Here is a 23,337-nt window from a genome sequence, read left to right on the forward strand (position 1 = left end):
TCACAGCGCCCGGAGGCCGTTGATCACGTCGCGCAGAATACTCTCGTCCACCAGCTCGGCCGGTGGTACCGGCCGGTTGACGTGGACGAGTTCCCCGGCGACCAGGTCCCCGATGAGGACGCGGACCACGCCGATGGGCAGGTCGAGTTCCGAAGCCAGCTCGGCGACCGACTGCGGGGCGTGGCGGCAGAGCTCGACGATGTCCACGTGCTCCGGGGACAGCGTCCGGTCCTCCTCGGGGTCGTCCACGTGCGGCTCGGTGACGACCACCGCGATCAGGTCGAGCCGGTGCTGGCCCGCACTGGTGGTGCGGCCGCGTGTCATGGCGTACGGGCGGACGACCGGTCCGGCCTCGTCGTCGAACCAGTGGCTGCTTCCCTGACCGTCTCCGCTCATGTCATCCCACTACCCGCCCGTGGGCAGATCGGTGCGCGGAGCGGAGCCCAGATGTACGCCGACCCGCTTGACCAGGAGTGTCATCTCGTACGCCACCTGGCCGACGTCGGAGTCGGCGTCGGAGAGGACGGCGAGGCAGCTGCCGTCGCCGGCGGCCGTGACGAACAGGAAGGCGTCGTCGAGTTCGACGACGGTCTGCCGGACGCTGCCGGCCTCGAAGTGGCGGCCCACGCCCTTGGCCAGGCTGTGGAAGCCGGAGGCCACGGCGGCAAGGTGCTCGCTGTCCTCTCTGCTGAGGTCCTTGGAGACACCGGTGGGCAAGCCGTCGCCGGAGAGCACGACGGCCTTGCGGATGCTGGCGACCCGGTCCACCAAGTCGTCCAGCAGCCAGTTCAGCTCGCCCTTGTTCGTCGCCGTGTGGCCGGTCGCCTTCGGATCGGTCATCGACCGTCCCCCTCTGTCGTTCCTTGTGCTGTGCTGTTCCGGGATCCGTCCCCCGCCGCGTTCTCCGCGCGGCCCCGCTGCCAGCCGCGCTGGAGCGAGGCCATGCGGCTGCGAACCTCGTCGGCGTCTCGCTCGGCGGGGTCCGGCTCGCGCGCGGTGGGGTATGCGGTGTCCTGTCGCAGCTGTGGGGCCAGGTTGGCCTGCCGCACCCGCCTGGGCAGCGGCCGGGTGCCGGACGCGGCCTCCGGAGGTGCGCTGCCGAGGAGCGGGGCGGAGTCGTCGGTGCCGCTGCCCTGGGCGGTCGCGGAGCGGTGGGTGCGCCGGGGCAGGGCGGGAGATCCGAAGGGTTCGTCCGGGCCGCCGGCCCGGGGCGCCGTGCTTTCCTCGGCGCGGTCGGCCGAGCCGATGGCGCGACGCGAGGACGGATCGGTGCGACGGCGGGAGGGCAGCGGGGCGAGTCCGCCCGGTTCGGGACCGCCCGGGCCACCCTGGTCCGCCCGGTCCCGTGCCTCCGGATCGACGCGACGCAGCCGCTGCTCGGGGACGGGCTTGCCGTGCGAGCTGACCAGCTTGGGCGTACGCCGCCCCGGCGGCGGCACGGGGCCGCCGGGGTGCTCGGCCCCGAAGCCGTCGGCGCTCTCCCGGGCCGGCTGATGGAGTGCGGAACCGGCGGGCGGGGTGGCGCCGTCGGCGGGGGCGAGGGAGCGGCCCGTGCGGAACAGTCCGCCGCGCTCGCTGTCGTCCCCGGTGAGCGCGCCCGGGAAGTCGTCCAGAGCGTCCAGGTCGACGGGTGCCTCCAGCTCGACCGGGCCGTCCAGCAACGCGGCCGGCAGCCCGAGCCGCTGTCCGGGGGCCTGGGCGGGCGTGGCGGTCCGGTTCTGCTCGGCTCCGGTCTCCCTGGGCGCGGGGCCGCGGTCGAGGCGGAAGCCGACGCCGTTGGTGTCGGGCACGTCGTCGGTCAGCAGCACGTCGGGGATGAAGACGACGGCGGTGGTGCCGCCGTACGGGGACGGCTGGAGCGAGACGCGGACGTTCTGGCGCTGGGCGAGGCGGCTGACCACGAACAGGCCGAGCCGGTCGGTGTCGGAGAGCTCGAACTCGGGCGTCTCGGCGAGCCGCAGGTTGGCGTCCAGGAGTGCCTCGGCCGCCATGCCCAGACCCCGGTCGTGGATCTCCAGGGTGAATCCGTTGGCGACGCGTTCACCGAGGACCTGCACCGCGGTGTGCGGCGGCGAGAACACCGTGGCGTTCTCCAGGAGTTCGGCCACGAGGTGGGTGAGGTCGGCGACGGCCGGGCCGGTGACGGCGACCCGGGGCAGCCTGCGGACCTCGACGCGCTCGTAGTCCTCGACCTCGGCCACGGCGGCGCGCACCACGTCCATCAGCTGGACGGGCCGGCGCCACTGCCGGGAGGGAGCGGCGCCGGACAGGATGACCAGGCCTTCCGCGTGCCGGCGCATGCGGGTGGTGAGGTGGTCGAGGCGGAAGAGGTCGGCGAGTTCGTCGGTGTCCTCGGTCCTGCGCTCCATGGTGTCGAGCAGGGTGAGCTGCTTGTGCAGCAGGACCTGGCTGCGGCGGGCGAGGTTGACGAAGACCTCGGAGACGCCGGCGCGCAGCTCGGCCTGTTTGACGGCGGCCTCCACGGCGGCGCGCTGCAGGGTGTTGAGGGCCTGCCCGACCTCGCCGATCTCGTTCTTGTCGTACTCCAGGCGGGGGACCTCGGTCTCCACGTCGACCTGTTCGCCCGCGGAGAGCCGGCGCATCACGCTCGGCAGCCGGACCCCCGACGCCTCGTGCGCCTCCGTGCGCAGCAGCCGCAGGTCGCGGATGAGACTGCGGCCGACCCGGACCGACATGACCAGCGAGAACAGCACGGCGACGAGGCCGAGGACGCCGACCACGGCGGCCTGGACGATCACCTCGACGGCGACGGGCCGCATGCGGTCCCGCAAACGGCTGCCGACCTGGTCGTCGAGGGTGCGCAGCTCACCGAGCACATTGCCCGCGGTGGTGTCCCAGCTCCTGGCGCTGACGTCGTTCGGCACGCCGGACCCGCGGCCGACGACGGACTTCTCGGCGGCCAGCAGCGGGGCGGCGGCGGCGCTCCCCCAGAACCGGTCGTAGCGGTCGCGATCGCCGGACGGCAGCAGCGGGAGGCTGATGTCGTAGAGCAGGGTGCGCTGGGCGACGAGGTCGGAGATCCGGCGGGTCTCCTCGCCGGAGATCTTCCCGACCACCAGGGAGGAGCCGAGCAGGGCGTCCTCGCGGGAGACGAACTCCCGGGCGCGGGTGATGTTGACGAGGGCACGGGCCTGCTTCTCGATCTCGACGTCGTCGACACCGTCGAGGGCGCCGAGCAGTGTGAAGCAGGGGTCCACGACGGCGTCGTAGAGGTCGAGGGCCTGGGCGCGGTCCACGGTGCCCTGCTCGACGCTGCGGCGCAGGGGTGCGATCCCGTCGAGGCCGTCGAGTTCGGCGGTGAGGCGTTCGCTGTCGTCGGCGTCCAGGCCGTCGCGGACGTGCTGTTCCTTCGCTTTCCTGCGGAGTTCGGCCACGGCCCGGTCGGTGGCGGCACGGGTGCGGTTCAGGGCGGTGAGCGCGTCGGAGGCCCGCGGGTCGGCGAGGTAGACCAGCGTCTGCCGGCGTTCCTGCTGGAGGGCGCGGACCGCGTCATCGGTGGTGTAGCCGACGTCCTCGACGATCGACGACACCTCGAACATCCGGGTGACTTCGCGTCCCGTGAGCACGGCGGCGAAGCCCCAGACGGCCGTCAGCGACACCAGCGGCACGAGAAGCAGCGCCACGATCTTCCGGCGGATGGACTTCCCGCGAAAGCGCATGGCCTCCCCCAGCTTGACCCCCGACGGCCGGGGGTACACGTGTACGTCAACAAACGGCGCGAGCCTACTACCGTCACAGGGATAACTCGAAGAACAGTCCGGGCGGTGAACTTCCGCCACGGAGGCCGGAGATGGCCGAGGCAAAGGATGAAGTGTCCGCGCATTGCGGGAGATTGCCACCGTGATCGCGCCGACTTCACGCGAGTGGGGCGGGATCGGCACGAAGGATGAGTTGGCCGGAATTTTTCCCCGACGGGGAATCATCGAACGAGTTCGTTCGTCCTTGTAGAAGGGTGACGGGTGCGGATTCGGCCACAGCAGGCGCATCTCACACCCGGGCGGCGTAAAACAGCGCAAGCCGGGCAGCCACTGGGGAGCCGGGGTCATCGGACACCGGTGCGAAAGCTGACCGGCGGTGGGGAGTGACACGTTGATGGGGACGGCTGAGCGGCGCCTGGCGCCCGACGACGGTACGGCGGCGCGCCCGGCAGTGCGGCAACAGCAGAGACCGTACCGGCCGTTGTGGGTCGAGGAGCCTGCCAAGCGGTACCGGATGCCCGATCCGGTGCGGACGTCGGCGGTGCGAGCTGTGATCATCATCGCCGTCACGCTGACGCTGGCCATGGTGGCGTTCTTCTGCACGATGGCGCAGTCCTGGCTGGCGTTCCCGATGGTGATCAGCAGCGTGGCGAGCACCGTGGTGGCCACCTGGAGCGCGGTCGACGTCCTGGTGACCCGTCAGGTGTGGGCCCAGCGAGGCGGCGTGGTCTCGGAACCGAGCAGCACGGCCCGCGCGCTCCGCCGCGAGCGGCGCACGGCCCGGCGGCAGGAGCGGGCCGCCGAGCGCGAGCAGGAGCGGATACGGCGGCGGGGCGGCCAGGCCGGACAGCTGACGCACCCCTGAGACCGCCGTACCGGGCGGGGAAAGGGACCGTCAGACGGACGGTTTGCGGAACATCCGCGTGGCCGTGATCTCGCTGTGCCCGGCCTCCCCCGCCTGCGGCTGCTGGGGCAGCCCGGGGCGCAGGTGCTCCTCCACGCTGATGTACTTCAGGCCCGCCCGCAGGTCCGCGTCGTTGCGCAGCCGGATGACCAGCGGGAACTCGGCCAGCGCCGTGGTGTCGAACAGCCCTGTCGTGTACAGCAGTTGCACGCCGAGGGCATCCGACACGGCCCGCTGCAGCTCCAGCAGGTACGTCGCGTTGGCGCGCCCGATGGGGTTGTCGAGGAACAGCGTCCCCGCGTGCCGGTGCTTGTCGCGTCCCCGGTCGTTGGACCGCAGCGCGGCCATCGTGCAGTAGAGGGCGATGGCCGCGGTCAGCAGCTGTCCGCCGGAGAACACGTCTCCCATCTGCCCGACCGGCACCCGCTCGGCGCGCAGCACCGCGTCCGGCTTGAGGATCTCGACGGCGACGCCCTTGGGATGCAGCGCGGCCGCGACTCCCCGCAGCAGCAGGGACATGCCGTCCCGCCGCAGATCGGAGTTCTTCTTCACGGCGGCCCGGGTGGCCTCGTCGACGACCTCGCCGAGCCGCTCGGTGAGCGTGGCCTGGTCGGGCTCCTCGAAGCGGATGCGGAGGAACTCCTGCCCGGACCACTCACCGAGCCCTTCGGGCAGCCGGGAGAGCCGCTGGGCGGAGCGCAGGGTCGCCAGCGCGGACTCGACGAGCCCGCGCAGCCGGTCCACGATCGAGTCCCGGTTGCGCTCCAGCTGGGCCAGTTCGTCGGTCAGCACCCGCAGCCGGGGCGCGAAGGCGTCGGCCCACTTCTGGGCGTGCTCGGGCAGCGCGGAGGCGGGCAGTTCACGGATCTGCTGACGCGCGGGGGTCCGCACCGCCTCGTACCGGGTGGCGTTGGCGTGCCGGACCAGGACGTCGCTCGCCTCGCGGACGGCGGCCTCGGCGGCGGACAGGTCACCCGCGCAGCCGCGCAGTGACCTGCGGGCCTCTGCGGCGGAGTGCCGGGCCTCCTCCAGAGTGCCGGGGTACGGCTCGGGCTCCTCCTGCTCGTCGTCGGCGATGTGCTCACGCAGCAGATCACGGAGCATGGCCGCGGTCTCCTCGAAGCCGCCCGCCGCGTCCTCGGCCGCGCGGTGCGCGTCCAGCAGCTCGGCGTGGGCCTCCCGGGCCTGGGCCAACGCCTCGGTACGTGCGGCCAGTTCGGCCGTCGCCGTGCGCAGCAGCGCCTGTGCGTGCTCGGCGTCGCGCGGTTGCAGCTCCGCGGGGAGTTCGGTGTGCGCCTCGCCGTCCTCGGGGGCGTGCCGCTCGGCCTCGCCGCGCAGCCGCCCGAGCTGCTCGCTCGCCGTGGACATGCGGGTCTCCAGGAGCTGCACCAGTTCCTCCGCCCGGGCGGCGGCGGCCTGCCGGGAGGGCCCGTCGGAGCCGTCGGGCGACTGGAGCAGCTGTTCCGCCCGGGTACGGACCTTGTTGCTGAGCCGCTCCAGTTCCGCGAGGGCGGCGCTCTCGTCGCTCTCCGCACGGGCCTGCTCGGCGCGCAGGTCGGCGCCGACGCCGACCTTCTCGTACAGCTGTGAGGCGGCCCGGTAGGCCTCGCGCAGGGCGGGCAGGGAGGACGAGGACCTGGGGGCGTCCTCGTCGGACTCGGGCACCTCGTCGGGGGCGCCGGCGATCTCGGAGCGCTCGGCGCGCAGCGCGCGGGCGGTGCGGCGGGCGTCGTCGGCGGCGCGCTGGGCGGCCCGCCGGTCCTCGTCGGCGGCGCGGGCGCGCTCCAGGCAGGACTGGGCGCGGGCCTCCGACTCGGCGGCCTCGTCGGCGAGTTCCCGCAGCTTGACCTGCCAGCCGGCCCGCTCGCGCAGCCGGAACGCGAGGCCGGCGAGGGCGTCGGCGGCGCGCCGGGCCTTCTGGGCCCCCTCCTGTCGTTCGTCGCGCACCTGCGCGGCTTCGGCGGCGGCCTCCTCGGCCTCCGCCCGAGCGGCCCGTGCCTCGGCCAGTTCGGCCTCGGCCTCCTCCGCGAACACCCGTGCGTCCCGGGCCTCCTGGGCCAGCTCCACGAGCCGCCCGGCCGGGCAGCCGGTGCGCCAGGAGGCGAGCCGGGCGGCCAGTTCGCGGTCCTTGCCCAGCCGCGCGGCGAGGGTGCGGATCTCCATGTCCCGGTCGGCGGCCCGCGCGCGCAGGGCCTGCCGCTCCTCGTCGGCGGCGCGCTCGTCGTGCATGGCCGGGTTCGGCGGTACGAGGAACACGTCGCCCGGGGCGGCATCGGCGGCCGGGGTCGGCGCGAGCAGGGCGGCGGCGGTGCCGACGGCCACGGCTGAGCGCGGCAGCAGGGCCGCCTCGCCGAGCGCCTCGCGGGCGCGGGCGTGCGTGTCGGGGTCGGTGATGATGACGCCGTCGACGAGTTCGGGGCGAGCGGCGAGCACGCGCGCGTGGTCGCCGGGATCGACGGCCTGGGCGAGGTAGCGCCAGCCGGGCAGCGCCGGAATGCCGTGCTCGCCGAGGAACTCGACGGTGGCGAGGACGTCGGGGCCCGGCGGCAGCAGACCGCCGTCGCCCAGGGCGCCGAGGATCCGGGCATCGTCGGCGGCGGCGGTCCGCAGCTCGAACAGATGCCGCTCGGCGGATCCGACGGCGTCGTCGAGCAGTTCCCGCAACTCGTCGGCGAACCGGTCGAGTTCCTCGGGGGTGAGCGTGTCGTCGCCACGCTCGTGGCGGGGACGCGGGACGGCCGTACGGGAGCCCGTGAGGCCCAGCAGCTCGGCGAGCCGCTCTTCGCCCGCCAGGGCCTCGGCGAGCCGCTTCTCGGCGTCGTACGTCCGCTCGGCCGCCGTCGCGGCGTCCGCCGCGCGGGCCGCGGTGAGTTCGGCGCGGGACTCGGCCGAGGCGGTCTCGCGCGCGTGCTCGCTCGCCCGGCGGGAGGCCTCCCGGGCGGTGTCCCAGGCGGCCACGGCCGTCTTCTCGGCGTCGCTGGCCGCGAGGGCGGCCCTGGCCGGGTCGGCGTCCGGGGTGCTGTCGTCGAGCCAGCCCGCGCGGACCGCCTCGGCGGTCTCCTGCTCGACCTCGCCGAGACGCTGGCGCAGGTGGCCGGCCTCGCTGCGGGCGCGCTGCGCATCGGTGGCGGCCGCGGTCGAGTCCCGGTGTGCGGTGTCGCTGAGCTCCTGGAGGGCGGCGGACCGCTCCTCCTCCTCGTTGGCGAGGTGGTCGGCGCCCTCGGCGGCCGCGTGCAGCGCCCGTACGAGCTCGACGGCGGCCTTGGCGCGGGCGGCGAGGGCCGGAGCCGCGTCCCGCTCGGCCTCCTGGATGGCGGCGGCCACGCGCGCGACGCGGTCGGCGGCGGCGCGGTGGCGCAGCACCGCCTCGGCGGCCTGCCAGGCGGAGTGCAGGGTCCGCGCGTCGGCCAGTTCGCGCTTCTGCGCGGCGGCGGACTTCTCACCGACGGCCAGCGCCAGGGAGGCGTGCCGGTAGGCGAGTTCGGCGGCGATCAGCGCGCTGCGCTCGCGGGCGCCCTCGGAGTGCGTGACGGCGTAGGCGGCGGCCGTGACCCGCTGGGCGAGGTCGGCGGCGCGCACCCGCTCCCGCACGCCCCGCGCGGACAACCGCCGCGCCAGGGTACGGGTGCGGCGCTCGGCGCCGGTGTGGATCTCGCGGGCCCGCGACCGCGCCTGAGCGGCCTCCACGATCCGGCCGAGCAGGTCCACCGATCCGGCGGTGAAGTCGCGTTCGGCGATGAGCTCGGCGCGCCGCCCCAGCTTGTTGCCGAAGCCGCCGACCAGGTCGGCGAGTCCGTCGGTGTCCCGGGTGTCGGTCACCGCTCGCAGCAGCAGGTCGGTGAAGTCGGAGTCCTTCTTGACCGCGAACAGGCCGGCGGCCTCGCCCTCGTCGGCGTTCATCTCCCGCTGGTAACGGAAGAGTTCGGGGTCGAGGCCCAGGTCGCCGAGGTGCTCGATCCAGCGGTCGTGGGTCTCCTCCCAGTACACGTCCAGGTGCGGGTACGCCTTGCCGGCCTCGGTGATGGCGTCCCGGAAACCCTTCATGGTCCGCCGTCGCCCCTGGGCGCCCGAGGTGCCTTCCACGGGCTGCCGTACGGCGGTGGACTCGGCGACCGGCAGGTTGTCCAGCGAGAGCCCGGGGCCGGGCCGGAACGAGTACCAGGCCTCGGCGAACTTCCGCGGGTCGTTGGAGACCTGGCGGCCGCGCCACTCGCTCACCTTGCCGACGACCACGCACTCGCCGGTGAGCGTGTGCTGCCACTCCAGGGCGACATGCCCGCAGTCGTCGGCGAGCAGGAACTTGCGCAGCACACCCGAGCTGGCGCCGCCGAGGGTGTTCCGGTGCCCCGGCAGCATCACCGAGAAGATCAGCTTGAGCAGCACCGACTTGCCGCCGCCGTTCTCCAGGAAGAGCACGCCGGCAGGGGCGGGCCGGCGCGGCGGGCCGACCGGCTCCTCCTCGAAGAACTCCGCCTGGGTGGGGGCGGGGTCGGGCACGGGCTCGCCGACGCCGCGCAGGTCCAGCACGGTGTCGGCGTAGCGCGCACCGGCGGGCCCGATGGAGTAGAGGCGGACCCGGGACAGCTCGTACATGGCGACTCTCGTAAGACGTGGGAAAGGGTGGTGACGGCTCAGAAACGGCTCAGGAGCGGCTCAGGAGTGGAACGGCAGGCCGGCGTCGGCGACCAGGTCCAGGTCCTCGGCGTCGGCGGCGGGCAGCAGGCTGGCCGTGCCGTCGGTGACCGGGACGACACCGAGCTCCAGCAGCTCGGCCATGGCGGCGCTGCCGGCCATGTCCCGGACCTGGAGCTGGTAGCGGGCCGTCGTGCGGTACGTGCCGCCCTGGTCGTCGCCGGTGCGCTGGAGGAAGCCGGAGTCGGTGAGGAAGGCGACCGCCTTGCCGATGATGCCGGTGGTGGATCCGGCGAGCCGGCGGGCGTCCTTGGTGGCGCCGGTCGCACTGCGTCTGGCCCAGATCCGCCAGGCGGCCTCCAGACCGGGGGCGTCGGTGGCCGGGTCGGTGTTCTCCCCCGCCTGCTCGGCCCGCTCCTCCAGCCTGCGGCAGGCCTGCCGGACGAAGGCGTCGACGCCGTTGACCGTGATCCGCCCGATGTAGCCGTCGTCGGCGAGGTCCTCGGGACGCGGGAACGCCAGCGCGGCGACGGCGAGATGGGCGAGTCCGTGCAGGAACCGGTCGCTGCCGTCCGCCGACGTACGACGCGCGTAGTCGCCCATGCGGACGGCGAACACCGAGTCCTCGGCGGCGGTCACGGCCATCCCCGCGCGGGGCGACACCTCCAGGACCACCAGCCCCAGTCCGGCGGCGACGGCGTCGGCGAGCCGCGCGAACGGGGGGTCCTCCCGGTACCGCCGCAGCAGCTCGGTGTATTCCTGGTCACGCGCGGGCTGCACCTTGGGCTGCAGCCCGAAGGCGACGAGCCGAGCGGCGTCGGCGGCATCGGCGGGCGTGACGGCGGCGGGCGCCGCCCCAGCAGACACCTCAGCGTCGACGTACTCGCTCACAACAACTCCTTGATCTCGTAAGCAAGCGGCAGTGGCACTCCCTCAGGGGCGCGGGGAACGGCGCGACCAGCCCCCACGAGCCCGCACCCGGCATCCGGCATCAGGCCGCCTCGGTCCGGTCCGCGGCCATCCCCGCAGCGTCCAGCAGGGCCGTCCCGACGATGAGATCGGCACCGCCGAACCCCGGGTCGTCCAGCTGCGTGCCGTCGTCCACCGCGAACAGCAGCTTCTCCTCGCCCTGCCGGTAGGCCGTGCCCACGGCCGGGCTCGCGGCGTGCACCGCCAGCAAGGCGACCAGGTAGGCCAGTTCCTCGCCGCCCACGCGCCGCGCCTCCGCCAGCAGCCCCGACAACCGCCGCGGCGCATCGGCCGGAAGGTCCAGCAACCGCATGGCGTCGGCCAACTGCTCCTCGCTGAACCGGCTGTCGTCGGGCGTGGCGATGAGGTCCGGTTCCGGCATCTCCGCACCCAGGTGCTCGCGCTCCACCGGCGGCGTCAGCAGGATGTCGACGAGGTCGCCCACCCGCACCGACACGGGGGTGCGCAGCCCGGTCCCGTGCGCGAAGAACGCTGCCGTGACCCGGCCCGCCTGCTCCAGCGGCAACGGCAGCAGCGGCGCGAGGAGGTGCCCGTACAGGTCCGTCCCCGATGTGGTCATGGGCGTGGCGAACGCCTGCCGGTCCTGCTCCGCGCGGAACAGCGGTCCGGCCTCCAGCAGCCGCGACTGCAGCTGCGTGTGCCGGCGGATGCAGTCCTTGACGATGTCCACGAGCTCGGCGGCGCGCCGCTTGTTCTCCGGGTCCTCGGTCTCGTCACGGGCCTTGCGGATGTTGGTGAGGATCGCGTTCTCGTGCCGGTACCGGTCGGCGACGTGGTCCAGGGCCTCGGCGATCATGTCGGGGACGGCGTTGAGCCAGTCCACCGCGCGGACGTTGCGCCGGGTGGCCTCCAGGGCCCGGCGCAGGCTCTCCGAGTACTGCACGGTCCGGTAGCGGGCCTGCTCCGCGGCGAGCTGGGCGTCGGCGAGCCGGCCGCGGTTGATCAGCACCTCCAGCTTGACCTCGGCGGCGATCTGGGCGCTGGTGACGTCCGTGTCGAGGGCGCCGACGAGGACGTTGACCGCCTCGTCGGTGGTACGGAGGTACACCGTGCCGCCAGGACCGGGCACCTCCTCGATGAGCTTGAAGTCGTAGTCCCGGCGGACGTACGAGCCGTCCGGCGCGAAGGTGCCGTACACCGCGCGGAAGCCGCGGTCGACGCTGCCGACGTTGATCAGGTTCTCCAGGACCCAGCGGGCCACCCGCTCGTGCTCGGCGACCGGGCGGTGCGGGGCCTGGGCGGAGATGCGCGGGATCAGCCGGGCGACGATCTGTTCGTGGTCGGCGCCGGTGTCGAAGTCCATGTTCAGGGTGACCAGGTCGATGGCGGCGAGGGCCACCTCGGCCATGCCGTACACCGAGTACTCGCCGGCCAGGTTCGCCTTGCGCGCGTCGAGGTCGTGCAGCGGCGCCGTGCAGGCGAGCGCGCGCAGCCGCCGCGCCAGCCCCTCGTCGGCGGCCGGGCCCGGGGCGGGGCGCGGCCCCGCGCTGAGCTGGGGCGGAACGCTGTCCGTCGATGCAGGCGAAGTCACGGTGCACAGACTAGGTCCTGGGTCTGACATCGGCCCAAACGGCGCGGAGCGGGCCCGCCGGAAGCGCCGGGCAACTGCGGGTGGTGCGCCGGCGTGCGGGTCGTCTACAGGGCGCTGCGGTGCGGGGGCGCTGAACCTCACGGAGCGCTGTCGACTCTGCGGCGGTAGACCTCCACCACTCGTTCCAGGGAGTCCGTGAGATAGGTCTCCAGCAGGTGCTCCGCCTCGCGCCTGGCGCCGCGCTGCAGCGACTCCAGGATCTCCAGGTTGCGGGTCAGGTACGGCTCGTGCAGGGCATGGGGGTCGTCGACCACGTGGAAGGCGAGGCGGAGCTCGGCGAAGACGCTGCGCATCAGTTCGTCGGTGCGTTCGCTGCCGGCCAGGGCGACCAGTTCCCGGTGGAAATGGATGTTGGCCGTACCCACCGCTTTCCAGTCATCCGCGGCGGCCGCGGACTGCCCCTCGGTGACCGCCGCGGACAGGGCCTGAAGGGCGTAGGGCGGCTCGCCGAGGCCGCGCACCACGGCGCACTCGACGAGGACGCGGGTGCGGTAGATGTCCTCGACGTCCTCGACGGTCAGGACCCGGACGAACACGCCCCGGTTGAGTTCGTGGACCAGCAGGCGCTCGTGGGTGAGCAGCCGGAACGCCTCGCGCAGGGTGTTGCGGGAGACGCCGAGCGCACCGCCGATGCCGTCCTCCGACAGGCGGGTGCCCGGCGGGAAGTAGCCCTCGGCGATACGGCTTCGAAGGATGTCGGAGACCCGTTCGGCGGTGCTGGTCCGCCCGAGGAGGGCGCGGTCGTCGGCCAGTCCCGTCAGCTGCTCTGCCATGCCCGGAATTCAACCGCAGACGCAGGAACGAAACAACGCGGGTATTGAAGGATCGTTGAACGATCCTCTACGGTGCTCCTCACGCTCACCGCACGACCCCGCACGGCCCCGCACTGCTCAGTCCCCGCACCCTCCGTCCCTCACCTGCGAGGTGCCCATGAGCACGACTCCTCCACGGCAGGCCCTGCCCTCCGACGCACCCCCGGACAGGGGTGAACACACCGCCGAGGACGGCGCGTTCGGCTGGCTGCGCGCCCTCGGCCCGCACGGTCGGCATGCGTTCGCCGGTGCTTTCGGCGGATATGCCCTGGATTCGTACGACTACTTCACCCTGCCGCTGAGCATGGTCGCGCTCGCGGCGTACTTCGGTCTCGACAGCGGTCAGACCGGCCTGTTCACCACCGTCACCCTGGTGGTCTCCGCGGTGGGCGGCGCCGCGGCGGGCGTGTTCGCCGACCGGGTCGGCCGGGTCCGGGCGCTGATGATCACCGTGGTGACCTACGCGGTCTTCACGGTGGCCTGCGGCTTCGCCCCGGACTACGAGACGCTGCTGGTCTTCCGCGCTCTCCAGGGCCTCGGCTTCGGCGGCGAGTGGGCGGTCGGCGCGATCCTGGTCGCCGAGTACGCGAGCGCCCGCCACCGCGGCCGCACGCTCGGCGCGGTCCAGAGCTCCTGGGCGGTCGGCTGGGCGCTCGCCGCGATCGTGTACACCCTGGTCTTCTCGTTCGTCGGGGACGCCCTGGCCTGGCGGGTGATGTTCTGGACCGGCGCCCTGCCCGCACTTCTCGTGGTGTGGCTGCGCCGCCGGGTGCACGACGCCCCGCAGGCGGTCGCGGTACGCGAACGGAGCCCGCGTCGCGGCTCGTTCACCGCCATCTTCCGGCCGGGCACGGCCGAGGCGCCCGGTCTGCTGCGCACCACCGTCTTCGCGGGCCTGCTGTCCACGGGCGTCCAGGGCGGCTACTACACGCTGGCGACCTGGGTCCCCACGTATCTCAAGACCGAGCGCGGTCTGTCGGTCGTCGGCACCGGCGGCTATCTGGCCTTCCTGATCTCGGGGGCCTTCCTCGGCTATCTGACCGGCGGTCACCTCACCGACCGGCTGGGCCGGCGGCGCAACATCTGGCTCTTCGCGGCGCTGTCGGCGGTCTGCGTGCTGGCGTACGCGAACATCCCGGGCGGCGCCAACACCCTGCTCCTGGTGCTCGGTTTCCCGCTCGGCTTCTGCATGTCGGCGATCTTCAGCGGCTTCGGCTCGTACCTGAGCGAGCTGTACCCGACGGCGGTGCGCGGCACCGGGCAGGGCTTCACCTACAACGCGGGCCGCGCGGTGGGCGCGGTCTTCCCGACCCTGGTGGGCTTCCTGGCCGACAGCTGGGGCGTGGGCGGTGCGCTGGTCTTCGGCGCGGCCGGCTACGCACTGGCTGCCCTGGCCCTCTTCGGGCTGCCGGAGACGCGCGGAAGGGAACTGGCGTGAACCGTACGCAGGAGCGGCTGCTCGCCCCGGCCGCGCACGACCTTCCCGTCACCCGCGTCGACGAGCACGCGCGCGCGTGGAGCCCGAGAAGCGCCCGGGACCGTTTCCGGGAGGGGCTCACGGGCCCCACGGCCGGGGTCGCGGCCGGTCACACCCAGGCCAACCTGATCTCGGTGCCCGCCGACTGGGCGTACGACATGCTGCTGTTCTGCCAGCGCAACCCCAAGGCCTGTCCGGTGCTCGACGTCACCGACGCGGGTGCGACCGGCACGGAACTGGCCGAGGGCGCGGATCTGCGCACCGACCTGCCGCGCTACCGGGTGTGGCGGGACGGGGAGCTGGTGGACGAGCCGACGGACGTGCGCGGGTACTGGCGGGGCGATCTGGTGTCGTTCCTGCTCGGGTGCAGCTTCACCTTCGAGTGGGCGCTGGCCGGGGCCGGGGTCCCGATCCGCCACGTCGAGCAGGGCCGGAACGTGCCCATGTACGTGACCAGCAGGCAGTGCCGTCCGGCGGGACGGCTGCGGGGGCCGCTGGTGGTCTCCATGCGCCCGGTGCCGCCGCAGCACCTGTCCGCCGCGATCCGGGAGAGCAGTCTGCTCCCGGCGGTGCACGGCGGCCCCGTGCACTGCGGCGACCCGTCGGCGCTCGGCATCGACGACCTGGGGCGGCCCGACTTCGGCGACCCGGTGGAGGCCGATCCGGACGACATACCGGTGTTCTGGGCGTGCGGGGTGACCCCGCAGGCGGCGGTGACGGCCTCCCGGCCGCCGTTCGCCATCACGCACGCGCCGGGCCAGATGTTCATCAGCGACGCCCGCGACGAGCAGTACCGCGTGGCCTGACAGGAGAGACAGCGCATCCATGACCTCGATCGACCTGAACGCCGACCTCGGCGAGGGCTTCGGCCGCTGGCGGCTCACCGACGACGAGCGGTTGCTGTCCGTCGTGACCAGCGCCAACGTGGCCTGCGGCTTCCATGCCGGGGACGCGGCGACCATGCGGCGGGTGTGCGAGCTGGCGGCCGAGCGGGGGGTGACGATCGGCGCCCAGGTGTCCTACCGGGACCTGGCGGGGTTCGGGCGGCGCGCGATGGACGTGCCGCCCGCCGAGCTGGCGGCCGAGGTGGCCTACCAGATCGGCGCCCTCGAGGTCTTCGCCCGTGCCGCCGGCGCCCGCGTGGCGTACGTGAAGCCGCACGGCGCGCTCTACAACCGGGTCGTGCACGACGAGGAGCAGGCCGCCGCGGTGGTCGACGGCGTGCTCCTCGCGGACTCCTCCCTGCCGGTTCTGGGACTGCCCGGTTCCCGGCTGCTCGCGCGGGCGGCGAAGGCGGGTCTGCCGGCCGTGACGGAGGCGTTCGCGGACCGCGCGTACACCGACGAGGGGACGCTGGTCCCGCGCGGGCGCGAGGGCGCGGTGGTGAGCGACCCGGAGGCGGTCGTGCAGCGCTCGGTGGAACTGGCCAGCTCCGGCGCGGTCACCTCGCACTCCGGCGCGCGCATCGTCGTACGCGCCCGCTCACTCTGTCTGCACGGCGACACCCCGGGCGCCGTGGAGCTGGCCCGCAGGGTGCGCGCGCGGCTCACGGCGGCGGGCGTGACCGTGGCGGCGTTCGCATGAGCACCGACACCGGCAAAGGCAGCACCACCGGCAAATGCAGCACCACCGGCACCGGCACCGGCACCGGCACCGGCACCGGCCCACGGTCGGCCGCGCCCGTGGCGGTCCACCCGGTCGGCGACGACGCCCTTCTCGTCGAGGTCGGCTCCGGCGCCGCGGCCCAGGCCCTGCACGCCGAGTTGCTGCGCCGTCGCGCGGAGGGCTCCCTGACGGTGCGCGAGATCGTGCCCGCCGCCCGCACGGTCCTGCTCGAAGGCCTGGACGACCCGGCGCGGCGGGCGACCGAGCTGGCCGCCGCCGTCATCCCGCCCGCTCCCCCGCGCACGCGGGCGGCCGTCGAGCTCCCCGTGCGGTACGACGGCCCGGATCTCGCCGACGTGGCCGCGCACTGGGGGGTGACCGAGCCGGAGGTGGCCCGGATCCACGCGGCGACCGAGTTCACGGTCGCCTTCTGCGGCTTCGCTCCCGGCTTCGGCTACCTCACCGGTCTCCCGGCCCGCTACGACGTGCCGCGCCGCGCCACTCCGCGTACCGCGGTGCCCGCGGGCGCGGTGGCGCTGGCCGGGCCGTACACCGGTGTGTACCCGCGATCCTCGCCGGGGGGCTGGCAGCTGATCGGGACGACGGACGCGGTGCTGTGGGACCACGCGCGGGTGCCGGCCGCCCTGCTGGCGCCGGGGACGCGGGTGCGGTTCGTGCCGGTGGGGGACGTATGACCGACCGCGCGCTCGTCGTCGTACGGGCCGGTGCGCTGACCACCGTGCAGGACCGGGGGCGGCCCGGCCACGCGCACCTGGGGGTGCCGCGCTCCGGGGCGCTGGACGCGCCCGCCGCGGCCCTGGTCAACCGGCTGGTGGGCAACGGGACGGGCGCGGCCGTTCTGGAGACGACGCTCAGCGGATGTGCCGTGCGGCCGCGTTCGGCCGTCGTGGTGGCGGTCGGCGGTGCGCCGTGCCCGGTCACGGTGGGCGGGCGTCCGGCGGCCTGGGGCGCGCCCGTCGTGGTTCCGGCCGGGGAGCTGCTGGAGGTGGGCGCGGCCCGGTCAGGCGTCCGGAGCTATGTGGCCGTCTCCGGTGGGATCGCCGTGGAGCCGGTGCTGGGCAGCCGGGCCACCGATCTGCTCTCCGGGCTCGGTCCCGCTCCGCTGGCGGACGGCGCCGTGCTGCCGCTGGGCGCACCGGTGGGCCCGCACGCGCGCGTGGACGTCGTGCCGCAGCCGTCGCCGCCGACGGAGCTGGTGCTGCGGGTGACGCTCGGCCCGCGGGCCGACTGGTTCACACCCGCTGCCGTCCGGGCGTTCACCTCGCGCGCGTACCGCGTGTCACCGGCGAGCAACCGGATCGGGCTGCGCACGGAAGGCCCGGCCCTGGAGCGGGCCCGCCCCGGTGAGCTGCCGAGCGAGGGCATGGTCCTGGGCGCGGTGCAGGTTCCGCCCGACGGCCGTCCGGTGGTGTTCCTGGCGGACCATCCGACCACCGGCGGCTATCCGGTGATCGCGGTGGTGCGCGCCGCCGACCTTTCGGCGGTGGCCCAGGCGGTCCCGGGCATCCCGGTCCGCTTCGTGGCCGTGCGCCGTCGCTGAGCCGTCTCGGACGTCCTCGTATGCGGCCCTGTCTCACGCGGCGTCGGCGGGCCGCTCCGGGGGCTGGAGGGCGGCCAGCGCGGCGGAGACCGCGGCGGACGCGCTGAGGTCCAGGCGGGCGCTGGTGCCGCGGCGGCGGTGGCGCATCTCGTCGACGGCCAGCCGCAACAGCTGGGGCAGCAGGTCCCGGCACCGCCTGATCACCCACGCGGTGCCGGCCGTCGCCAGCCAGAGGAGACTCGCCTTCGTCGTCGGCGGCGGGAACTCGGGCTCGGGGGACGGCGCCGTCCCCGTCGCCATGCCCAGCGGGGCGAGCAGGGCATGGAAGCGGACGGCGAGCTGCCGGTGCCCCCGCTCCCCCGGGTGCAGCCGGTCCGCGCTCCACATCGCGCGGTCGGTGAGCCAGGCGCCCTCCGACGCGTGCAGGTGGACGGCCCCGTACCGCTCGGACAGGGCGTGCACCACCATGTTGACCGCGCGTCCCCGGCGGGCCAGCGGGCGCGACAGGGCGCCGGGGAGTCCCCACATGGAGCCGGGGTCGGGGAGGCAGGCCGTGAGCAGGGTGGCGCCCTGCGCGGTCAGTGCGGCGTAGACCTTGTCAAGACGTTCGGCCACCGCGTGGATGTCGAAGGTGCAGCGCAGGGTGTCGTTGACGCCGATGACGACGGCGACGATGTCGGGGCGCAGTTCCAGCGCGGCCGGGGTCTGGCGTTCCAGCACGTCCCGGGTCTGCGCCCCGCTGACCGCGAGGTTGGTGAACTCCACGTCCGTCGCGGCGAGTCCGCCGGCCAGCAGCGCGGCCCAGCCGCGCCACCCGTCGCCGGCGGGGTCGCCCACGCCCTCGGTCAGCGAGTCCCCGAGCGCCACGAAGCGAACCGCTCTCATGCCACGCCCTCCGGCACGACACGACGGACCGGTGCCGCCGTTCCGTTGTCGTCACGACGGCACAGCACCGGCGCGTCGTGCGCGGCGAGGAAGGCCTCCACGGCCGTTCCCCAGCCGAAGCACTCCGCACGCGCGCGTGCCGTGTCCCGGCGCTCGGCGCCTGGCCGCTCCAGGAGCATCTCCACGGCGTCGGCGAACGCCTCGCCGCGGTCGGCCGCGGTGGCCCCGGCGGACCCGATCACCTCGGGGAGCGCGGAGGAGGCGCTGGCGACCACGGGCGTCCCGCAGGCCATGGCCTCCAGGGCCGCGAGCCCGAAGGTCTCCGCGGGTCCCGGCGCCAGGGCGACGTCGGCGGACGCCTGCAGCGCGCCCAGGCTGTCCCGGTCGGAGACGTGCCCCAGGAAGGTCACCGGCAGCCGGCGCTCCCGCACCCGCTGCTCCAGACGCTCCCGCAGCGGCCCGTCGCCGGCGACCACCAGGACCACCCGGCGCCCGCGCCGTGCCAGTGCCTCCACGGCGTCGACGGCGGTGCCGGGTCGCTTCTCCACGGACAGCCGCGAGCACATGACGAGCAGTGCCTCGTCCTCGCGCGCGTACCGGGCCCGCAGGTCGAGGTCGCGCAGCGAGGGGTGGCGGCCCACCAGGTCGACGCCCAGCGGGGCGCGCACGACGTTGCGCGCGCCGATGCGGACGAACTCGCGCTCGGCGAACTCGGTGGTGCACACCACGCGCGCGTAGGTGTGTGCCGTGCGGATGTTGAGGGCGTCGGCGGTGCGCCGGGACATGTTCTCGGACAGGCCCCAGGTGCGCAGGACCCCGTCGGCGGTCTCGTGGGAGACCATCACGGCGGGGACCCGGGCGCGCCGGGCCCAGCGGCCGGTCCAGCGCAGGGTGGTGCGGTCGGACACCTCCAGGCGGTCCGGGGCGAGGCGCTCCAGGAGGCTCTGGACCCGCTTCTTGTCGACGAGGACGCGGTAGCCGCCGGTGCCGGGGAGCAGCGGGCCGGGCAGCGTGATGACCCGGCCCTGCTCCTCGTACCGGTCCGAGTAGCGCTCGCCCGGCACGATCAGGACCGACTCGTGTCCGGCCGCCACGAAGCCCTTGCCGAGCTCGCGCAGGGCGGTGCGCAGACCGCCGGAGGCGGGGGCGACGAAGTTGGCCAGCCGGACGACGCGCAGCGGTCCCGGCGAGGTGACGCTCATACCGCCACCACCGGCCGGCGCGCGGCGAGCACGTCCTCGTAGTGGCCGATCAGCTGGTCGCCGACGGCGGCCCAGGTGCGGCCCTCGACCGTGGTCCGCGCGGCGCGGCCGAACGCGGCCCGCAGCCCGGCGTCGGCGGCGAGGGAGGCCACGGCCTCCCGTACGGCACCGGCGTCGCGCGGCGGCACGAGGAATCCGGTACGGCCGTGGTCGACCAGGTCGATCGGGCCGCCGACGGCGGGCGCGACCACCGGGACCCCGCTGGCCATGGCCTCCTGGACGGTCTGGCAGAACGTCTCGAAGGGGCCGGTGTGCGCGAAGACGTCGAACGAGGCGAAGATCCGGGCGAGGTCGCCGCCGGTGCGGCGGCCGAGGAAGACCGCGCCCGGCAGCGCCTCGGTGAGGTGGGCCTGGGCGGGCCCGTCGCCCACGATCACGACCTTCACGCCCTCCAGGCCGCAGACCCCGGCGAGGAGTTCGACCTGCTTCTCGGGGGCGAGGCGGCCGACGTAGCCGACGATGACCTCGCCGTTGGGGGCGATCTCGCGGCGCAGGGCCTCGTCGCGGAACTCGGGGCGGAAGCGGACGGTGTCCACGCCGCGCTGCCACAGCTGGACGCGCGGAACGTCGTGCGCCTCCAGGTCGCTGATCGACGCGGTGGACGGGGCGAGGGTGCGGTCGGCGGCGCCGTGCACGGAGCGGATCCGGCGCCAGGCGGCCGCCTCTCCGGCGCCCACGTAGGTGCGGGCATATCCGGCCAGGTCGGTCTGGTAGACGGCGACGGCCGGGATGCCGAGCCGGGCGGCGGCGGCCATGCCGCGGACGCCGAGGATGAAGGGGCTGGCCAGGTGCACCACGTCGGGGCGGTGCTCGATCAGGGCGGCGGCGAGCTTGCGGCTGGGGAGAGCCACGCGGACCTGGGGATAGCCCGGGAGCGGAAGGGAGGGGACGTGGACGACAGGGCAGGGCGCGGCGGCCGCGGCGAGCCTGTTTCCGGGGGCGGGGGCCGGAGCGACGACGAGGGGAGCGTGACCGCGGTCGACGAGGTGTCGGGCGGTCTGGAGCGCGCAGTGGGCCACGCCGTTCACATCGGGGGGAAAGGATTCGGTCACGATGACGACACGCATACCGGTGTTGTCGCCGTGCTGGACGTGGCCGCGTCAAAGTGGATCTTTCCGGCTGTTAAACGTCCCATGAGCGTTGCCCTGCACACCCGAGCGGGCCAGCCGGTGGCCATGCCCGGCTGACCTGCCGGTCACCCGTCGTTCACCCGGCGAGCAGTCGTCCGCGCAGGGAACGTGTACGGGATCCCCCGTGGTTCCCGTGGTGGGGCAGAGATCCCCGGCAGCGCGGGTCACATGGCGGCCGGGTCCGGTCCGATGCGGCTGCGTACGGCCGTCTGCACCTCCGCCTCCTCGGCGGGATCGGCGGCGAGCCGGCGGAGCCGTTCGACGACCCGGGCGTCACCGGTCTCGGCGTGCCGGGCGGCGAGTTCGCGGGTGGTCTCCTCGCAGTCCCACAGGCATTCGACGGCGAAGCCGGCGGCGAAGGAGGGGTCGGTGGCGGCCAGGGCGCGGGCGGCGCGGCCGCGCAGGTGGGACGAGGCGGTCTCGCGGTAGACGTGGCGCAGCACGGGCGCGGCGCAGACGATGCCGAGGCGTCCGGTGCCGTCCACGAGGGTCCACAGACCCGGCGCGTCGGGGCCTTCGCCCCGGACGGTTTCCCGCAGCGCGGCGAGAACCAGTTCGCTGTCCTTGGTGCCGCCCCGGCAGGCCAGCATCCGGCCCGCGGCGGCGCCGAGGGCGTCGGGCCGGCGGGCCCAGCCGCGGGCGCGTTCGACGGCGGCGATACTGCGCATGCGTTCGAAGGCGTCGACGGCGGCCTCGACGACGGCGGCCGTGCCGTCGGCCACCGCGACCTCGATCAGGTTCAGCGCGTCGGGGTCGTTGCTGTCGGCGAGGTACCGCAGGGCGGTACAACGGGCTCCGTCGGTGCCGTCCTTGGCGGCCTGGAGGATCTCCGGCCGGTCCTCGGGCCCGGCGACGGCGACCAGACAGCGAGCGGCCGGCACGTGGAGGGCCGCGCCGCGGTCGACGCCCTGCTGGGCCCATTCGAAGACGGCCCGCACGCTCCACCCCGGACGGGGCCCGGACGGCCGCATCTGCCGCTGCCAGCGGTCGAAACAGCCGGTCTCCTGCGCGGCACGCACGCGCGCGGCGATCGGTTCCCGGGGATCCTCGGCCCACAGCCGCCAGGGCCGTGGCTCGAACGCGTCCCGTACGGCGGCGGCCAGCTCGGCCTCGCCCTCGGCATCCGTGGGGAAGCGCGCGAGCACCGGGGCGGCGAGGGCGCGCAGGCCCGCGTCGTCGTCGCGCAGCGCCAGTTCGTCCAGGGCCCAGGCCCAGTTCGAGCCGGTGGCGGCGTATCTGCGCAGCAGTGCGAGCGCGTCGCGCCTGCCGTAGGAGGCGAGGTGCCCGAGCACGGCCAGCGCGAGGCCGGTGCGGGACTCCTCGGTGTCGAGGAGGTCCTCGGGGTCGAAGAGGTGCGCCTCGATGGCGTCCAGCTCGCCGTGCAGGTCGAGGTAGAGCCGGGCGTAGTACAGGGAGCGGTTCTCCACCTGCCAGTCGTGGCGGGGATCGCTGAGCACACAGTGGTTCAGCGCCGCGAGCGCCTCGGCGCGCGGGGCGGTGAGCGCGTGCAGCGTGCCGTCGCCGCGGCCCCGCTGAAGCAGGCCGAGCAGCGTGCCGCTGGGCGCTATGACCGGATCGAACATGGGAAACAGCCTCACATCAAGCGTCGACGCAACCGGAGAACACGCACTACCTGGCCGCGTGACACAACGTCGGGGCGCCCGCCGTCTCTTGCTTGCTGTAGACCATTTCTCTCTGCCTCTCGTCAGTGGCCCATGCGGGCCGCATCACGGTCCGCGCGGCGCGGCAACACCTGCCCAGCCACCGCGTCCGTGAATCACGACGTCATGATGACTCGGCACTTCGACCTGCCGCGACCGAAATTTCGGCGGCCCTGTACCGCCTCCCCCGTTTTGTGTGTTTTAGCTGGTCAGAACAGATGGGTCAGGAGGTGCCGAACAGTTCCAGAACCTCCGCCTTGCCGAACATCCGGGCGGTGTCCACGGCGGACGGAGTGCCCGCCGCGGGGTCCGCGCCGGCCTCCACCAGCACCTTGACGACGTCCGTCTCGCCCTTGAAAACCGCTCCGGCGAGTGGCGTCTGACCTCGGTCGTTGACCCGGTCCGCCTCGGCGCCCCGGGCGAGCAGCTCGCGGACCGCGTCGGCGTGACCGTGATAGGCGGCGAGCATCACGAGGGAGTCGCCGCGGTCGTTGGTGAGGTTGGCCGGAACGCCTGCGTCGAGGTACGCCACGAGCGCTTCGGTCCGCCCCTGCCGGGCCAGATCGAAGATCTTGGTCGCCAGCTCCACGACCTCGGGGTCGGGGGCTTCGCTCATCGGCCGGACCACCTCTCCTGTGCGCTGTGGGGACGTACGTGGACGGAGGGAGCGTACGGCAACGGGCGGGCCGCGCGGCCGTACGAGTGAACCGCCAGCCTACTGGGCCAGGGTGAACATGACCGGATCTGCCCGAGGTAAAGATCACAGGGACGGGAGCGATCCGCCAAGAGGGGCAATTTCTGCGACATTCACCCGATTGCACCTTTAATCATATGGATACCTGCTGTGATCCTGGAAGAACTCATGGTGACTGTCCCCCTTCGACACCAGGAGATCTCACATGATCCTCTCCATCTCAGGCGTCATCGTGCTCGGCATCATCGTCTTCCTCTTCTTCCGCAAGGACGGACTGAAGCCGTCGCACGCCACGGTCTCGGCACTCTTCGGTTTCTATCTCGCCAGCACGGCCATCGCACCGAGCATCAAGGCAGGCGGCGAGAGCCTGGCGAGCCTGCTCGGCGGCATCAAGTTCTGACCCCCCTCGGCCCG

At 73.9% G+C, this 23,337-nt stretch carries 20 protein-coding genes; 8 read left to right on the top strand and 12 right to left on the bottom strand.

Translation table 11 applies throughout. The features are described from left to right. The 3 genes from AB0M11_RS28270 to AB0M11_RS28280 are packed head-to-tail and all read right to left on the bottom strand — an operon-like array spanning position 1 to position 3,680. Entirely contained in the window at positions 1 to 396 is a 396-nt protein-coding gene (locus AB0M11_RS28270) for a DUF742 domain-containing protein (protein WP_365710317.1), read from the bottom strand. 9 nt (positions 397 to 405) lie between these two features. After that, positions 406 to 840 (bottom strand): roadblock/LC7 domain-containing protein, encoded by a 435-nt coding sequence (locus tag AB0M11_RS28275; protein ID WP_365710319.1) that lies wholly within the window; start codon positions 838 to 840, stop codon positions 406 to 408. Further along, a complete protein-coding gene (locus AB0M11_RS28280; RefSeq protein ID WP_365710321.1) occupies positions 837 to 3,680 on the bottom strand; it encodes a nitrate- and nitrite sensing domain-containing protein in 2,844 nt (947 codons plus the stop codon). The genes AB0M11_RS28275 and AB0M11_RS28280 overlap by 4 nt, the downstream gene beginning before the upstream one ends. A 433-nt stretch (positions 3,681 to 4,113) precedes the next feature. Here AB0M11_RS28280 and AB0M11_RS28285 point away from each other — a divergent pair, with 433 nt between their 5' ends. After that, the gene (locus tag AB0M11_RS28285) at positions 4,114 to 4,584 is read left to right on the top strand and encodes a hypothetical protein (RefSeq protein WP_365710323.1); all 471 of its coding nucleotides are present in this window, start codon (positions 4,114 to 4,116) and stop codon (positions 4,582 to 4,584) included. A gap of 30 nt (positions 4,585 to 4,614) precedes the next feature. On the opposite strand, the gene AB0M11_RS28290 is transcribed toward AB0M11_RS28285, so the two are convergent. From AB0M11_RS28290 to AB0M11_RS28305, 4 genes are all read right to left on the bottom strand, one after another. After that, positions 4,615 to 9,216: a hypothetical protein gene (locus AB0M11_RS28290; protein ID WP_365710324.1), complete on the bottom strand. Its 4,602-nt coding sequence runs from the start codon at positions 9,214 to 9,216 to the stop codon at positions 4,615 to 4,617. Between the two features lie 60 nt (positions 9,217 to 9,276). Then, a complete protein-coding gene (locus tag AB0M11_RS28295) occupies positions 9,277 to 10,146 on the bottom strand; it encodes a hypothetical protein (protein WP_365710326.1) in 870 nt (289 codons plus the stop codon). Between the two features lie 100 nt (positions 10,147 to 10,246). Beyond that, positions 10,247 to 11,776, bottom strand: a complete 1,530-nt coding sequence (locus tag AB0M11_RS28300) for a hypothetical protein (protein ID WP_365710328.1) — start codon at positions 11,774 to 11,776, stop codon at positions 10,247 to 10,249. A 137-nt stretch (positions 11,777 to 11,913) separates the two neighbouring features. Further along, positions 11,914 to 12,609, bottom strand: a complete 696-nt coding sequence (locus tag AB0M11_RS28305; protein WP_365710330.1) for a GntR family transcriptional regulator — start codon at positions 12,607 to 12,609, stop codon at positions 11,914 to 11,916. A gap of 157 nt (positions 12,610 to 12,766) precedes the next feature. Here AB0M11_RS28305 and AB0M11_RS28310 point away from each other — a divergent pair, with 157 nt between their 5' ends. From AB0M11_RS28310 to AB0M11_RS28330, 5 genes are all read left to right on the top strand, one after another. Further along, positions 12,767 to 14,086 (top strand): MFS transporter, encoded by a 1,320-nt coding sequence (locus AB0M11_RS28310; protein WP_365710332.1) that lies wholly within the window; start codon positions 12,767 to 12,769, stop codon positions 14,084 to 14,086. Beyond that, positions 14,083 to 14,931 (top strand): putative hydro-lyase, encoded by an 849-nt coding sequence (locus AB0M11_RS28315; protein ID WP_365710334.1) that lies wholly within the window; start codon positions 14,083 to 14,085, stop codon positions 14,929 to 14,931. Before AB0M11_RS28310 ends, AB0M11_RS28315 begins: the two co-directional genes overlap by 4 nt. A 19-nt stretch (positions 14,932 to 14,950) precedes the next feature. Beyond that, complete coding sequence (locus AB0M11_RS28320) at positions 14,951 to 15,709, top strand: 5-oxoprolinase subunit PxpA (protein ID WP_365710336.1); 759 nt, start codon at positions 14,951 to 14,953, stop codon at positions 15,707 to 15,709. Positions 15,710 to 15,807: 98 nt separating this feature from the next. Next, complete coding sequence (locus AB0M11_RS28325; RefSeq protein ID WP_365710363.1) at positions 15,808 to 16,425, top strand: allophanate hydrolase subunit 1; 618 nt, start codon at positions 15,808 to 15,810, stop codon at positions 16,423 to 16,425. After that, complete coding sequence (locus tag AB0M11_RS28330) at positions 16,422 to 17,291, top strand: biotin-dependent carboxyltransferase family protein (RefSeq protein WP_365710338.1); 870 nt, start codon at positions 16,422 to 16,424, stop codon at positions 17,289 to 17,291. The genes AB0M11_RS28325 and AB0M11_RS28330 overlap by 4 nt, the downstream gene beginning before the upstream one ends. 33 nt (positions 17,292 to 17,324) lie before the next feature. Here AB0M11_RS28330 and AB0M11_RS28335 read toward each other — a convergent pair whose 3' ends face one another. Genes AB0M11_RS28335 through AB0M11_RS28345 form a run of 3 tightly spaced genes read right to left on the bottom strand, consistent with a single transcriptional unit; the run spans position 17,325 to position 20,505 of the window. Next, positions 17,325 to 18,176, bottom strand: coding sequence for an SGNH/GDSL hydrolase family protein (locus AB0M11_RS28335; RefSeq protein WP_365710340.1), 852 nt, complete (start codon positions 18,174 to 18,176; stop codon positions 17,325 to 17,327). Continuing rightward, the gene (locus tag AB0M11_RS28340; RefSeq protein WP_365710342.1) at positions 18,173 to 19,378 is read right to left on the bottom strand and encodes a glycosyltransferase; all 1,206 of its coding nucleotides are present in this window, start codon (positions 19,376 to 19,378) and stop codon (positions 18,173 to 18,175) included. The genes AB0M11_RS28335 and AB0M11_RS28340 overlap by 4 nt, the downstream gene beginning before the upstream one ends. After that, complete coding sequence (locus AB0M11_RS28345; protein ID WP_365710344.1) at positions 19,375 to 20,505, bottom strand: glycosyltransferase family 1 protein; 1,131 nt, start codon at positions 20,503 to 20,505, stop codon at positions 19,375 to 19,377. The genes AB0M11_RS28340 and AB0M11_RS28345 overlap by 4 nt, the downstream gene beginning before the upstream one ends. Between AB0M11_RS28345 and AB0M11_RS28350 the strand changes: the two genes are divergently transcribed. Continuing rightward, positions 20,407 to 20,625, top strand: coding sequence for a hypothetical protein (locus AB0M11_RS28350; RefSeq protein WP_365710365.1), 219 nt, complete (start codon positions 20,407 to 20,409; stop codon positions 20,623 to 20,625). The two genes, AB0M11_RS28345 and AB0M11_RS28350, sit on opposite strands and share 99 nt — an antisense overlap. A gap of 107 nt (positions 20,626 to 20,732) precedes the next feature. Here AB0M11_RS28350 and AB0M11_RS28355 read toward each other — a convergent pair whose 3' ends face one another. Together AB0M11_RS28355 and AB0M11_RS28360 are read right to left on the bottom strand one after the other, a co-directional pair. Further along, positions 20,733 to 22,151 carry a HEAT repeat domain-containing protein gene (locus tag AB0M11_RS28355; protein WP_365710346.1) on the bottom strand — a complete coding sequence of 473 codons (1,419 nt, stop codon included), beginning with the start codon at positions 22,149 to 22,151 and terminating at the stop codon, positions 20,733 to 20,735. A gap of 301 nt (positions 22,152 to 22,452) precedes the next feature. Next, on the bottom strand, positions 22,453 to 22,845 hold the full coding sequence (locus tag AB0M11_RS28360; protein WP_365710348.1) for an ankyrin repeat domain-containing protein: 393 nt from the start codon (positions 22,843 to 22,845) through the stop codon (positions 22,453 to 22,455). 283 nt (positions 22,846 to 23,128) lie between these two features. On the opposite strand from AB0M11_RS28360, the gene AB0M11_RS28365 reads away from it, so the two are divergent. Beyond that, positions 23,129 to 23,323 carry a hypothetical protein gene (locus AB0M11_RS28365; protein ID WP_046731976.1) on the top strand — a complete coding sequence of 65 codons (195 nt, stop codon included), beginning with the start codon at positions 23,129 to 23,131 and terminating at the stop codon, positions 23,321 to 23,323. Positions 23,324 to 23,337: the final 14 nt, after the last annotated feature.

It is taken from the genome of Streptomyces sp. NPDC051987 (assembly GCF_040680735.1).
Lineage (GTDB): Bacteria > Actinomycetota > Actinomycetes > Streptomycetales > Streptomycetaceae > Streptomyces.